The sequence below is a fragment of the Chryseobacterium sp. FW101-FHT12H09 genome, from assembly GCF_058790395.1.
Genome location: NZ_JBYTCP010000002.1, coordinates 94,989 through 109,751, shown reverse-complemented (window position 1 = coordinate 109,751; position 14,763 = coordinate 94,989). Strand labels below are relative to the sequence as shown.

General features: G+C 36.7%; 8 protein-coding genes and 1 riboswitch. Of the genes, 5 read left to right on the top strand and 3 right to left on the bottom strand.

Annotated elements, in window-relative coordinates:
• The 4 genes from AC3WRL_RS06165 to AC3WRL_RS06150 are packed head-to-tail and all read left to right on the top strand — an operon-like array spanning position 1 to position 3,239.
• A complete protein-coding gene (locus AC3WRL_RS06165; RefSeq protein WP_492329940.1) occupies positions 1–615 on the top strand; it encodes a thiamine phosphate synthase in 615 nt (204 codons plus the stop codon).
• Positions 612–1,385, top strand: coding sequence for a thiazole synthase (locus AC3WRL_RS06160; protein ID WP_492329939.1), 774 nt, complete (start codon positions 612–614; stop codon positions 1,383–1,385). The genes AC3WRL_RS06165 and AC3WRL_RS06160 overlap by 4 nt, the downstream gene beginning before the upstream one ends.
• Positions 1,386–1,398: 13 nt before the next feature.
• Positions 1,399–2,517, top strand: a complete 1,119-nt coding sequence (thiH, locus tag AC3WRL_RS06155; RefSeq protein WP_492329938.1) for a 2-iminoacetate synthase ThiH — start codon at positions 1,399–1,401, stop codon at positions 2,515–2,517.
• 11 nt (positions 2,518–2,528) lie between these two features.
• Positions 2,529–3,239 (top strand): HesA/MoeB/ThiF family protein, encoded by a 711-nt coding sequence (locus tag AC3WRL_RS06150; RefSeq protein ID WP_492329937.1) that lies wholly within the window; start codon positions 2,529–2,531, stop codon positions 3,237–3,239.
• Positions 3,240–3,398: 159 nt separating this feature from the next.
• On the opposite strand, the gene AC3WRL_RS06145 is transcribed toward AC3WRL_RS06150, so the two are convergent.
• Positions 3,399–5,621 carry a TonB-dependent receptor domain-containing protein gene (locus AC3WRL_RS06145; protein WP_492329936.1) on the bottom strand — a complete coding sequence of 741 codons (2,223 nt, stop codon included), beginning with the start codon at positions 5,619–5,621 and terminating at the stop codon, positions 3,399–3,401.
• A gap of 200 nt (positions 5,622–5,821) precedes the next feature.
• A riboswitch (SAM-I-IV-variant riboswitch) is annotated at positions 5,822–5,921 on the top strand.
• Positions 5,922–6,227: 306 nt separating this feature from the next.
• Between AC3WRL_RS06145 and AC3WRL_RS06140 the strand changes: the two genes are divergently transcribed.
• Positions 6,228–8,972, top strand: a complete 2,745-nt coding sequence (locus AC3WRL_RS06140; RefSeq protein WP_492329935.1) for a TonB-dependent receptor plug domain-containing protein — start codon at positions 6,228–6,230, stop codon at positions 8,970–8,972.
• A 72-nt stretch (positions 8,973–9,044) separates the two neighbouring features.
• On the opposite strand, the gene AC3WRL_RS06135 is transcribed toward AC3WRL_RS06140, so the two are convergent.
• Both AC3WRL_RS06135 and AC3WRL_RS06130 read right to left on the bottom strand, forming a co-directional pair.
• A complete protein-coding gene (locus AC3WRL_RS06135; protein ID WP_261510250.1) occupies positions 9,045–11,312 on the bottom strand; it encodes an aconitate hydratase in 2,268 nt (755 codons plus the stop codon).
• A 316-nt stretch (positions 11,313–11,628) separates the two neighbouring features.
• Entirely contained in the window at positions 11,629–14,409 is a 2,781-nt protein-coding gene (locus tag AC3WRL_RS06130; RefSeq protein ID WP_492330248.1) for a bifunctional aconitate hydratase 2/2-methylisocitrate dehydratase, read from the bottom strand.
• Positions 14,410–14,763: the final 354 nt, after the last annotated feature.

Below are 14,763 nucleotides of genomic sequence, written 5' to 3'. Positions count from 1 at the left end.
ATGGAAAAATTACAATATATCTCACAGGGAAGTACAAAAGAAGAACAGGAATTAAATATTTATAAAGCCCTGGATGCGGGAGTAAAATGGATTCAGGTAAGATGGAAAAATGCTTCTGAACTGGAATTGATTGGACTCTGTGAAAAAGCCAAATTATTGTGTGGTGATTATAAGGCAATATGCATTATTAATGATCATGTAAAACTGGCAAAAGACATCAATGCAGATGGAGTGCATTTAGGATTAAATGACTGTTCTATATTAGAAGCAAGACATATTTTAGGAACAGATAAAATAATTGGAGGAACAGCAAACACATTGGAAGATGTCCTTCAAAGAATATCAGAACCATGTAATTATATTGGTTTGGGACCATTAAGGTTTACTTCCACAAAAGAGAAACTCAGTCCAATACTTGGTTTTGAGGGATATCAGCATCTGATTCAATATTTAGAAGAAAGATCTTTTGATCTACCTAAAATATTCGCAATTGGAGGGGTAAGACTGGATGATATAGAATTATTACAACAGATCGGAATATATGGAGTGGCAGTTTCCGGACAAATTACAAATCAGCCATCCATTGCAAATGACATTATAAAATCTTTCAAATGAATCAAATACTAACAATAGCAGACAGAAATTTTGCATCAAGGCTTTTCCTTGGAACTGGTAAATTCGGAAACCTGGCGGAAATGACACAATCTATCATTGCATCAGAAAGTAATATGGTGACAATGGCTTTAAAAAGAATTGATGCCTATTCACAGGAAGATGATCTTCTCAATGCTTTAAAGCCTACAAATACTCATCTTTTACCCAATACTTCAGGAGCACGAACTGCTAAAGAAGCTGTTTTAGCGGCGCAATTGGCAAGAGAAGCACTCGAAACGAACTGGGTAAAATTGGAGATACATCCTGATCCCAAGTATTTATTACCTGACCCTATTGAAACATTATATGCGACAGAAGAACTTGCCAAACTTGGTTTTATTGTAATGCCTTATATTCACGCTGATCCTGTTTTGTGTAAACGTCTTGAAGATGTGGGAACAGCTGTGGTGATGCCTCTGGGGGCTCCGATTGGAACTAATAAAGGACTTAGAACGATGGATTTTTTAGAAATTATCATCAGCCAAAGTAAGGTTCCGGTGGTGGTTGATGCCGGAATAGGCGCTCCATCTGATGCTGCAAAGGCTATGGAAATTGGAGCAGATGCCGTTTTAGTAAATACAGCAATTGCGGTTGCCAGAGATCCCATCAATATGGCATTGGCATTTAGAGAAGGGGTAATTGCCGGAAGAAGAGCTTATGAAGCAGGACTTGGATCAATAAGTTCTCATGCCGAGGCATCGAGTCCACTGACTTCATTTTTATTTGAATAATAAAGATCATCTAATGAATAATTTTGAAGAAGTTTTTAGCTGCTATGAATGGGACGATGTTAAACAAAGATTGGAAAGCGTCACATTATCCGACGTAGAATACAGTTTGCATAAAAAACAAAAAACATTAGATGATTTTCTCAATCTGATTTCAAAAGCTGCTGCCCCAAAACTGGAAATAATGGCTGCTATGACGCGGGCTATTACTCAGAAAAGATTTGGGAAAGTTATACAGCTGTATGCTCCTTTATATCTTAGTAATGAATGTCAGAACATTTGCACCTATTGCGGTTTTAGCTTAGATAATAAGCTGAAAAGAAAAACGCTCAATGATACTGAGCTTATGATGGAAGCGATGGTCTTAAAAACAATGGGGGTAAATCATGTGTTACTCGTAAGTGGTGAGGCAAATAAGACAGTAGGTATTTCCTATTTTATTAATGCAGTCCGTTTATTAAAGACTCATTTTGCTAATATTTCAATTGAAGTACAGCCGCTATCAGAAGAGGAGTATAGATTATTACATAAGGAGGGGGTTCATTCTGTCTTGGTATATCAGGAAACTTATCATCAGGAAGTTTATAAACAATACCATCCCAAAGGAAAAAAATCTAATTTTCATTTTCGTTTGGATACCCCTGACAGAATTGGAAGAGCTGGAATTCATAAGATGGGCTTAGGAGTTTTACTTGGATTGGAAGACTGGCGGGTAGATAGTTTGTTTAATGCAATGCACATTGACTATCTGCAAAAACAATATTGGAAAAGTAAACTCTCAGTGTCTTTTCCAAGACTAAGACCCGCAGAAGGAATCATAGAACCCAATTTTATCATGGAGGATAAAGATCTGTTACAGCTTATCTGTGCATATAGGATTTGGAATGAAGATATTGAAATATCTATTTCTACCAGGGAAAATGAGAGTTTTAGAAATCATATTGTCTCATTAGGTGCTACAGCAATGAGTGCCGGTTCAAAAACAAATCCAGGTGGTTATGCGGTCGATAAACAGTCTCTGGAACAATTTGAAACCAGTGATGAAAGAAGTATGCACGTGATTAAGAATATGATTAAAGGAGCGGGATATGATCCGGTAATGAAAGATTGGGACTCCGTATATAGTGGTTTTTAAAAAAGATGATCATGAATAGTGAAGAGATGTTTTCAAGATATAGCCGGCAAATATTTATTAATGAAATAGGTGTTGCAGGCCAGCGAAAAATAATCAATGCAAAAGTACTTGTTGTTGGTGCTGGAGGACTTGGAAGTCCGGTTATTCAGTATTTGGCTGCTGCAGGGGTTGGAACATTGGGAATCGCAGATTTTGACGTCGTAGAATTACATAATCTAAACCGACAGATTATTCATAGTGAAAACAGTGTAGGAACGTCAAAGGTAAAAAGCGCAGTCGAGTTTGTTGAGAGTCTCAATCATCATGTAAATGCCATTCCTATTGAAGAGAAAATAGATCAATCCAATATTGAAAAAATAATTTCTGAATATGATCTTGTAGTAGATGGATCAGATAACTTTGCCACTCGATATTTAATTAATGATACCTGTGTAACATTAGAAAAATCTTTGGTATATGGAAGTATACTTGGGTTTTCTGGCCAGGTTGCAATATTTAATTATAAAGAGAGCAAAAATTTAAGAGATCTTTTTCCTGAACCTCCTTTTGATGAAGACCTTAATGACTGTGACAGCCTTGGTGTCCTGGGATCATTGCCAGGAATTGTTGGAAGCATGATGGCGCATCTGACTTTAAAAATAATAACAGATTTACCTTTAAATCTAAATCAACTAACTCTTATCGATACTTTAGAATGGCGATTTCAAACCATTAATTTTTAAATTATATTGTTTTAAATAAGAGAGGCAGTAAGAATATTCTTACTGCCTCCTTTTTTATTTTAATACTTAGTATAGATTTCTCCTTTGTTGAAATGACAGACAACATTGAGCACGAGTGTACAAATTAACAAATCAACGATTTTGCAATTTCACGAAGTTTTATTTATTGTCCTGTTGCATTACTCCGCCGTTGTCCTCTTTTTTAGTACTGTTTAAGATATTAGGGTCTTCCTTAGCTAATTTATTCTTAGTTGGAATTTTATAATTAATAGAGATCCCGAAGTTTCTTGTATCATATTTCGTTCTTAGCGTAACAGCTTCGCCATTTGGTGGATTAGAACGTACCTGCATTACCTGCCCATTGAAGATATCATTGGCAAAAACAGAGACTGTAAGGCGATTATCCAAAAACTTTTTAGTTAAGGTAATATCAACCGTGTTGCTGAATGGTTTCTCTGCAGTAAAGTAGAAATAGCCTGCCTTTGGAGTCAGATAACTATAATTAGCCGTCAGCTTTATTTGCTTAGGTAAAATTAACTGAGTCATCACATTGAAAATCCAAAATCCTCTATTGTTTAAATTATCAATTTCATGTTTTTGGTATCCGGCGTAGATATACATAAAGTTAATCTTATCAGGGTTAAAATCAAACTTCATGATCTCACTCATAGGCTTACTGAAAATCATAAATGGTACAGGAAGGCCTATATTGAAATTATGAATCCTCATACTGGAGATATTCACCTGTTCGTTGAAGAGATTCTTACCATCTTTTCTGATAATCTGAGCCACCTGATTCTTTGCTGAACTTACACTATATCCAATAAATGCATAATCAAAAGCAGAAAGCTTTACTTCATAGTTATCAAAAATTGTTGGCTGTAGATTAGGGTTACCTGTAACCTGAGTGTTTGGCCCTTGGAATGTTGTGTTGTTTGGGTTAAGCGCAGAAATACTTGGCAAACTGATCTTCTTGTTATAGTTAGCAGAAAGAGAAACCTGATTCATCAGGCTGTATTGTACGCTTGCATTAGGAAATAATTTGAACTTGTTAAAAGGAAGTAAGTCTTTCTGAACAACTGCCCCTTTGCTATCAATGACTCTCGTTATTCCGGAAATGTCATAGTTCTCAGCACGCGATCCTAACGTAAAATCGAATTTTTTCAATTTTGCCTGAAACTCTAAGTAAGTAGATGCTGTTTGCCTTTGGTAATCCAGATTGGTCAACCCTCTGCTTTGAGTGTCGAAGTTTTGCTTTTCATATAATCCTCCAAAACTTACTTTTCCACCATCAAGAATTTTAATTGGCTGGGAATAATCAATTTTGAAATTGGCTATTTTCATGTCAGATTCGTTGTTTAGTAAGATGCCATCTGAAAATCTCGGGAAAGTCTCATCAGGATTAATATAAGTGATATCCCTAAAGACATTATTCTGATCAAACTTACTGGTAGATTTAGTATATCCGAATTGGAAATCTAGTTTCTGAGATTTATCACTAAAGCGTTTCTGATAAGTCACAACAGCTTCCTGTCTTAAGTTGTTTGTATAGGCAGCATCAAATGCATGAAAATTACCCTCTCTTATGCTATCTTTGATTGGAATATATGGTAGATCGGCAAAACCATTGCTGTCAGTATAGTTGCTATTTCTATTGTGATAAATGTCGTAGTTTAATAATAATCTGTCCTGGCCTAAATCAAATGTTAATCCTGACTTTGCAAAATAGCCACGACCAACCCTATCCGTATTACTTAGTAATAAGTCATTTTGATTCGAGTTTAGCATACTTTCACGATAATTCTGACCAAAATTCAATTGCCATCCGAAATATTTATTTCGGGCATTTAAATTTAAAGAATTAGTGGTTCTATTTCTGAATTTACCATAATTGCTAAAAGAATAGTTTCCTGAATAGGTTGCTGTTAGGTATTTATTAGCATTTTTATTCGTAATGATATTCATGATTGCACCCCCTGAAGTTGCTGGAAATTCAGCTCCAGGTTGTGTAATGACTTCAATCCTGTCTACCGAATTAGCTGGCATTCCTTCCAGAAAAGAATTAAGTTCATTGGACGTAATATTCAAGGGACGCCCATTAAGATAGACATCAAGTATTTTTCCCTGATACATCATTCCTGCAATATCTGTTGAAACAAGCCCTGGAAGTTTTTTGATTCCTTCTAATACATTCCCGTTATTAAGCTGAGGTTGCTCAGAGAAATCGAAAATTGTTCGGTCTGCTTTCTGTTCAACGGCTTTTTTAGTTTTGGTCATTACAACCTCTTCAATTTGCTTTTCCTTTACCTGATTATTGGTCTTTTCCTGTGCATGTATAACTGTAATACCTAGAAAAGATAAAACGAGTATAATTTTTTTCATAATGTTTTTTTACTACTACTTGGTTAGACGCGTAAAAGTAAATTTTGTTACAAGAATCTTTTCTTGTATCATATGATATTTCCCTAAATGTGCCAAGAATACATTAAATTATAGACTCTAAGGACTTGGATTGATTTTGCGATTAATGTAATTTTTCCGTGAATTATTTTTTTATTTGCAAAATAGTTATATCTTTGCCCCATAATTATCAAGAATCTCATAGATGGGATAGCAACCTGCAAAACAAGCAAGGTGCTGAAATAGATAAGCCGACTCAGTTTCGGAAAAAATGTTTACTCTATTCTTCCCATCTTATAATTTTTGTTTTAAAGTATAAATCAATGTTTAAGAACACGGGAAATGACACCACAATGAATTTGACTTTTTGTCTACCGGATACTGAAGCGAAGCTTCAGTATTCCCATCAATATGCATATCATTATTTGATGTGTATGTGTTGCTGTTCTTAGTTTTCTATAGTTTCTATTAACTAATAAATCCGTTTATCGTTTCCGTAATAGCCTTGTATCCCAGGGTTACGGAATTTCTATTGCTTAAAAGTTTTAAGCAGATAATCATTAATACAAAAAATTAAAAATAAAACACATGCGCAATTTTAAACACAGAAGTATTATTACTTCAGCCACCCTTATTTCGACATTTTATTATGCTCAATCGGATACTTTGAAATCTAAAAAAATTGATGAGGTGGTTCTACTTGGATCCAGAGGATCTGGTAGATCACTAACAGATACACCCGTTCCGGTAGATGTTATTAATATCTCAAAAATATTGAAACAAAGCCCTGTCAACAATATCAGTCAGGCCTTAAACTATATAGTCCCTTCTTTTTCTTCTACATCACATACTGTGAATGATGGAACCGATTTTGTCGATCCGGCACAACTAAGAGGGTTAGGACCGGATCAGGTTTTAGTCTTACTTAATGGAAAAAGAAGACACCAATCTTCACTGATTAACGTTACCCTTACACCTGGAAGAGGTTCTGTAGGAACAGACCTTAATGCTATTCCTGCTTTTGCATTGGATAAAATCGAAGTATTAAGAGACGGTGCTTCTGCACAATATGGTTCCGATGCGATTGCCGGAGTTGTCAATTTAGGTCTTAAAAAGAGATTAGGTTTTTCCGGTCAACTATTTTTGGGTGGATATGCTTCACCTGTTACCAATAATTTTTCGGGAGGCTTGGATGGAGAAACCATTTCCTTAGATCTTAATTATGGTTTTAAATTGGGGAAACAAGGTTTTTTTAATATTACCACATCAACGCAATATCGGGATCCTTATTCAAGAGCAGGGGTGAGAAATGGTGATATTTACAATGCCTATAATGCCATTAACTATAGAGCAGCACAAGATGGAGTGGACATTGATGGATTGTATAAAAATATTGGTAATACACTTAATAACCAACATATTATCAATGCGATCAAGCAATATGCAACAAAAGTAAATTACTTTTCATCTAGTTTACAGTCGCAAATTTCAAATGCAAATAGTATTTCAACATTACAGGGATTACTGGGTGGAGACGTTACTAATGATGAACTTGCTTACAGAGGATTGGAACGAAAAGATTTCAGTATCAGAGCTGGACAATCGAAACTGCAGTCGGCACAGGTGTACTATAATTCAGAAGTTCCTATTAATGATGACTGGAAAGTTTATTCTTTTGGTGGTTATAGCTACAGGTTAGGAAATGCGGGTGGTTTTTTCCGTTTACCAAATACGGAAAGGAATATCAATTTTATTACCCCTAACGGATATTTACCACAGATTGAAGCAACCATTAATGACTATTCTTATGCAGCTGGAATTAAAGGAAAATTGAATGGCTGGAATGTAGACCTAAGCAATACTTTTGGTAAAAACATATTCAATTTCGGAGTAGTAAATACTTTTAATTCTTCCCTGGTTAATAACTCTCCAAGAAGTTTTGATGCCGGAGGTTTAGAGTTTTTACAGAACACACTTAATCTTGATTTCTCAAAAAAATATGACGTACTACATGGGCTAAACATAGCTTTAGGAGGAGAGTACCGTTACGAAAATTATAAAGTGAATGTGGGTAAAGAAAACTCTTATGCTTCTTATGATATTTTTGGAAATGTAGTCACAGTCAATACTCCTAAAAATGAGTTGGTAACCGATTTTTTTGGAAATACCAGACCTGCCGGTTCACAGGTATTTCCGGGTTTCAGCCCTGATAATGCAGTTTCTGGTAATAGAAATAGTGTTGCGGGATATTTGGATGTTGAACTGGAGCCAACTGATTGGTGGTTGGTAGAAGGAGCATTACGATATGAGAATTATTCAGATTTTGGATCAACATTCAATTATAAATTTGCGACCAATGTAAAATTGGTTGATAATTTCAATTGGAGAGGTGCTGTATCTACAGGGTTTAGAGCACCATCATTGGCTCAGATTTATTATAGTTCAACATCTACGTTGATTCAGCAGGGACAGACTACACAGGTGGGAACCTTTAGAAATAATTCTGAAGCGGCACAGGCTTTGGGAATTCCAAAATTGAAACAGGAAACATCACAATCTTATAGCACAGGCGTTACATGGAAAGTTCCAAAATTGAATCTTACCCTAACAGCGGATGTTTATTATATTAAGATTAAAGACAGGGTAGTATTGACGGATTTATTTTCCCGTCCGGAAGGCACCTTTACCCCGGGATCTGACCAAGCTGTTCTTCAAAATGCTTTTGATCTTGCCAGGGCTAGCGCTGCTAATTTCTTTGCTAATGCAGTTGATTCACAAACAAAAGGGCTTGATCTTACTATTTCACAGACCACGAGATTAGGTTCTGGAATTAGCCTGGAAAACTATTTTGGTTTCAATCTTAATCAGACCAAAAGGATTGGTGAGATCCATGCGTCTCCCAAGTTAGTAAGTCAAATTGATAGTTATTTTTCAGAGCCTAACAGAGTGTATTTTGAAGAAGCAGTTCCTCGTGTAAAAGCTACTCTTTCGAATGCTCTAAAATTTTCTGCCTTTAATGTTCTGGTAAGAAATTCTTTCTTTGGTAAGGTAACAGATGCTGATGTTTTGGATGCTAACTTTGATGGAGTTGTAGGTAAACAGGAACATTTTGTATTGAATAATCGCTTTGTAACCGATCTTTCTGTTGGATATGATTTTAATAAAAATGTTTCAGCAACAATAGGAAGTAATAATATATTCAATGTTATGCCTTCTAAAAATCCTCTTATCAATTCTTTAACTGCAGATAATCAGTTTGTTTATTCGAGACAGGTTTCCCAATATGGTATTGGTGGGAGATTTTTATTCGCAAGAGTTGAATTTAAATTTTAATAATATAATCCAAACTGGAAAAGAAAAAGCCTCGCATTTGCGAGGCTTTAATTATATAGAACTAAAATTTATTTAGTTTTCCTGTTTCTTGATAAGGTTTAGCGCAGAACCTGCTTTGAACCAGTCAATTTGTTGAGCATTGTACGTATGGTTTGCCATAATAATGTCTTTTGTTCCATCAGCATGTACAAATTCTAGTGTAAGCTGTTTTTCTGGGGCAAACTGATCAAGATCTAAGAAGTTAACAGTATCATCTTCTAAGATTTTATCATAATCAGCTTCATTAGCAAATGTTAACCCTAACATACCTTGTTTTTTAAGATTCGTTTCGTGGATTCGTGCAAATGATTTTACCAATACTGCTTTTACACCAAGATGTCTTGGTTCCATTGCGGCATGCTCTCTTGATGAACCTTCACCATAATTTTGATCTCCTACTACAATCGTAGGAATTCCAGCAGCTTTATAAGCTCTCTGTACAGCAGGAACTTCTCCAAATTCACCTGTTAATTCATTTTTAACATGATTCGTTTCCATGTTGTAAGCATTGACAGCTCCAATCAACATGTTATTTGAAATGTTATCAAGGTGACCTCTATATTTCAACCATGGCCCAGCCATAGAAATATGGTCGGTTGTACATTTTCCGAAAGCTTTAATTAGAATTTTAGCTCCGGTAATGTTTTTACCATCCCAAGCTGGGAATTCTTCCAGCAATTGAAGTCTATCAGATGTAGGGCTTACCTTTACTACTACTGACGAACCATCTTCAGATGGAGCCTGGTAACCGTTGTCATCTACAGCAAATCCTTTAGCCGGTAATTCAGATCCTTTTGGCTCGTCAAGTCTTACCTGATCACCGTTTTCTGCAGTTAATGTATCTGTAATAGGGTTAAAGTCTAATCTTCCTGAAATTGCTACTGCTGCTACCATTTCTGGAGAAGCTACGAAAGCATGAGTATTTGGATTACCATCTGCTCTCTTTGCAAAGTTTCTGTTGAAAGAGTGGATGATTGAGTTTTTCTCTCCTTTATCAGCACCTTCTCTGTCCCATTGTCCGATACAAGGCCCACAAGCGTTCGTAAAGATTCTCGTGTTTTCAAATTTTCTGAAAGAATCTAAGAAACCATCTCTTTCTGCTGTGAATTTCACTTGCTCGGATCCAGGGTTGATTCCTAAGATTGCTTTTGGTTTTACTCCTTTTGCTACCGCATCTTCAACGATAGAAGCAGCTCTTGATAAATCTTCGTAAGAAGAGTTGGTACAAGAACCGATAAGAGCCCATTCAACTTCTAATGGCCATCCGTTAGCTTCAGCTTTAGCTCTGAATTCAGAAACCGGAGTTGCTAAATCTGGAGTAAAAGGTCCGTTTAAGTGAGGTGCCAGTTCTGAAAGGTTAATTTCGATTACTTGGTCAAAATATTGTTCAGGGTTTGCATATACTTCAGCATCACCAGTTAGGTGTTCTGCAATTTTGTCAGCCGCATCTACTACATCTTGTCTTCCTGTTGCTGCCAAGTATCTTCTCATTGAATCATCATATCCGAAAGTAGAAGTAGTCGCTCCGATTTCAGCACCCATGTTACAGATGGTTCCTTTACCTGTTGCTGAAAGTGATTCTGCTCCTTCTCCGAAATATTCTACGATACATCCTGTTCCCCCTTTTACGGTAAGGATTCCTGCCACTTTTAAGATCACATCTTTTGCAGAAGTCCAGCCACTCATTTTACCGGTTAACTTGATACCAATCAATTTAGGCATTTTAAGTTCCCAAGCCATTCCTGCCATTACGTCTACCGCATCAGCACCACCTACTCCGATGGCTACCATACCAAGGCCTCCTGCATTTACCGTATGAGAGTCCGTACCGATCATCATACCTCCAGGGAAAGCATAGTTCTCCAATACAACCTGGTGAATGATACCAGCTCCCGGCTTCCAAAAGCCAATTCCATATTTATCACAAACGGAACTCAGGAAATTGAAAACTTCAGAGTTTTTGTTGATACCTTCCTGTAAATCTGATTCTGCACCTACTCTTGCCTGGATCAGGTGATCGGCATGAGCAGTTGAAGGAACAGCCACTTTAGCTTTTCCAGCCTGCATGAATTGTAAAAGTGCCATCTGCGCTGTTGCATCCTGCATGGCTACTCTGTCTGGAGCGAAATCTACATAAGAATTTCCCCTTTCATGTGCTTGTGTTGCATTTCCTTCCCAAAGGTGGGTGTATAATATTTTTTCAGATAGCGTAAGAGGTTTTGCCACGATTTGTCTTGCCGCAGCAATTCTCTCGGGGTAGCGCTCGTACACCTTTTTAATCATATCAATGTCGAAAGTCATATCTATTTTAATTTTTCTTTTTCAATAATTTTTTCCGGACTTTAATTTAAAATTAGGAGCAGAAATTCCTCAAATGTACTCATCAAATTCTATTCCTACCATCTAAAAATGGTATAAATAAGATGAATCATTAATATTTTTAATACCTATCAAGTTAAGGAAAAAATAATTTTTGAGCCGTTGACATAGGTTAAAATAATTCTACTGACTCTTAAATGGAAAGGTTCTAAATAAAAAAAGAAAGATTTCAAATCCAATGGATTAAAATCTTTCTTATATAATGTAAAACAGTCTTTTGACTTGTCATTTAATGCTGTTAATGACCAACCTGAACCAGTTCTTTAATAGGGGGTACAAACTTAGTCAGGTCAATGCCCTCAACTGCAGCTTTATATTCGTCTATGTTAGGAATTCTTCCAATGATAGCAGATAGAACAACAACCGGAGTTGATGCAAGTAGAGATTCTCCTTTTTTACGCTCAGAATCTTCAACTACTCTTCCTTGGAAAAGACGGGTAGAAGTCGCCAATACAGTATCTCCTTTAGCCGCTTTTTCCTGATTACCCATACAAAGGTTACATCCGGGGCGTTCAAGATACATCATGTTTTTATATTCAACACGAGCCTCGCCTTTAGGAGTATTATCATCAAATTCGAAGCCAGAGTATTTTTCTAAAAACTCCCAGTCTCCTTCTGCTTTTAATTCATCGATGATGTTGTATGTTGGTGCAGCTACAACAAGTGGAGCATTAAACTCAACTTTGCCTTGCTGTCTTTCAATATTTTTAAGCATTTGAGAAACAATTTTCAAATCTCCTTTGTGAACCATACAAGATCCAACAAAACCAAGATCTACTTTTTTCTCTCCTCCATAAAAAGAAAGCGCTCTGATCGTATCATGGGTGTATCGTTTAGAAACATCATCATTGTTTACATCAGGATCGGCAATCATTGGTTCTATAATCACATCAAGATCAACAACCACTTCAGCATAATACTTAGCATTTGCATCTGGAGTTAGAGCCGGTTTTTCACCTGATCTGATTTCAGCGATTCTCTTGTCAGCTTTGTTAATTAATCCCTGAAGAACCTGATTATGATTATCCATGCCTTTGTCAATCATGATCTGGATTCTGCCTTTTGCAATTTCCAATGATTCAATTAGGGTGCTATCTTCAGAAATATTGATAGAAGCTTTTGCCTTCATTTCGGCAGTCCAGTCTGTAAATGTGAATGCCTGGTCAGCAGGAAGCGTTCCAATGTGAACCTCGATGATTCTTCCCTGGAATACATTCTCTCCTCCAAACTGTTTAAGCATTTGAGCCTGTGTTGCATGAACCACATCACGGAAATCCATATGCTCCTTCATGTTTCCTTTGAAGGTTACCTTAACAGATTCGGGAATTGGCATAGATGCCTCACCTGTAGCGAGTGCAAGAGCAACTGTTCCTGAATCTGCTCCAAAAGCAACACCTTTGGACATTCTTGTGTGTGAGTCACCACCAATAATGATCGCCCACTCATCGATTGTTATATCATTAAGAACTTTGTGAATTACGTCTGTCATAGCGTGATACTCACCTTTCGGGTCACGAGCTGTGATCAAACCGAAATCGTTCATGAATTTCATTAATTTTGGAATATTGGCCTGAGCTTTTTTATCCCATACTGAAGCGGTGTGACAACCTGATTGGTATGCACCATCAACAATTGGGGAAATTACTGTAGCCGCCATTGATTCCAATTCCTGAGAAGTCATAAGACCAGTTGTGTCCTGTGAACCAACGATATTAACTTCTACACGAACATCTGAACCTGCGTGTAACACTTTTCCTGGTGTTGTACCTACTGCATTTCTGTTGAATATTTTTTCTACTGCTGTAAGACCCTGTCCCTCATGAGAAATTTCTTTTGACGGAGCAAAAACAAGGGGTGTTTCTATTCCTAGAAGTTTTGCGGCAAATGTCTGAAGTTTTTTACCAAATACGATAGCGTATGATCCACCAGCTTTTATAAATTCAACTTTCTGTGGAGTGAATGCCTTAGAAATGTCAATCAGCTCTTGATCACCATTATAAAGTTTTTTTGTCTTTGTATTAATGGTAAGAACAGTGCCGGTAGCTACAGAATAAGTTTCCTCAAGGATGGGTTCTCCATTTTCATTACGGATCGGGTTGCCATCTGCGTCCAGCTTTTTCACCCAGTTTTTAAGGTCAATACCAATACCTCCTGTAACATCAACAGTTGTAAGGAAAATCGGAGAAATACCATTTGTTCCGCCCACGATTGGAGCAATATTTACAAATGGAATATATGGGCTTGCTTGTTTGCCAGTCCATAAAGCAACGTTGTTTACTCCAGACATTCTTGATGAACCTACGCCCATAGTACCTCTCTCTGCGATTAACATCACACTTTTGTCAGGATGTTGTGCCTGAAGAGCCTTGATCTCCTCTTGTGCCTGGGGAGTAATCATACATTTACCGTGAAGTTCACGGTCTGATCTTGAGTGAGCCTGATTACCCGGAGAAAGTAAGTCAGTTGAAATATCCCCTTCACCAGCAATAAATGTCACTACTTTAATCTCTTCAGCAACTTCCGGTAGTTTAGTGAAAAACTCTGCTTGTGCATAGCTTTCAATAATTTCTTTTGCGATTTCATTACCGCTATTGAATGCTTCCTTTAAACGATTTGTATCAGCATCATAAAGGAAAACCTGTGTTTTAAGAACGTTTGCCGCTTCTTTGGCAATAGATATATCATTACCCAAAGCCAGATCCAGCAACACTTCAATTGAAGGGCCACCTTTCATATGAGATAACAACTCAAAAGCATAAGCTGGTGAGATCTCATCTATTAGAGATTCACCCAGAATAATTTCTTTTAAAAATTTAGCTTTCACTCCCGCTGCACTTGTCGTTCCGGGTAAGGTGTTATAAATGAAAAATTTAAGAGAATCCGATCGATCTGCATTACCTGAATCTTTAATTTGTGTGATAATTTCACTTAGTAATTCAGCACCATCAATTGGCTTTGGATTAAGCCCCTGGTTTTTTCTTTCTTCAATCTCTTTGATGTAATCCTTATAAATATTCATAATAGAAGTCTCTTTTTCAATGTTAAAGGTAAATTTATAACGCAGTTCGTAGTACTGCCACATTTTTTGCCAGTCTGTATAAACTACAATAATACCATTTGAGCTGTCGAATCTTGATATGCAAGATGGACTGAAGTAAAATCAGCATAATCTATACCTCTTTTAAAAATGTGAGATAATAATTCCGTCCCAAAAGTGATTATAAAAGGGCCTTGTCTGAAAAATGTAAGTAGCTTACCTGTAATCTTTCTTGCCGCAAAAAACTCTTTCCGGGTAACGTTCGGATACTTTTTTGATCATGTTAGTGTCAAAAGTTCGATCTCAATACGTTTTAAAATTATCAAACAATTAAAA

Bases quoted from the DNA above. Each gene is read 5' to 3' on its own strand.
- AC3WRL_RS06160 (WP_492329939.1), top strand. From the start codon at position 612: ATGAATCAAATACTAACAATAGCAGACAGAAATTTTGCATCAAGGCTT.
- AC3WRL_RS06165 (WP_492329940.1), top strand. From the start codon at position 1: ATGGAAAAATTACAATATATCTCACAGGGAAGTACAAAAGAAGAACAG.
- AC3WRL_RS06140 (WP_492329935.1), top strand. From the start codon at position 6,228: ATGCGCAATTTTAAACACAGAAGTATTATTACTTCAGCCACCCTTATT.
- AC3WRL_RS06130 (WP_492330248.1), bottom strand. From the start codon at position 14,409: ATGAATATTTATAAGGATTACATCAAAGAGATTGAAGAAAGAAAAAAC.
- AC3WRL_RS06145 (WP_492329936.1), bottom strand. From the start codon at position 5,621: ATGAAAAAAATTATACTCGTTTTATCTTTTCTAGGTATTACAGTTATA.
- AC3WRL_RS06150 (WP_492329937.1), top strand. From the start codon at position 2,529: ATGAATAGTGAAGAGATGTTTTCAAGATATAGCCGGCAAATATTTATT.
- thiH (WP_492329938.1), top strand. From the start codon at position 1,399: ATGAATAATTTTGAAGAAGTTTTTAGCTGCTATGAATGGGACGATGTT.
- AC3WRL_RS06135 (WP_261510250.1), bottom strand. From the start codon at position 11,312: ATGACTTTCGACATTGATATGATTAAAAAGGTGTACGAGCGCTACCCC.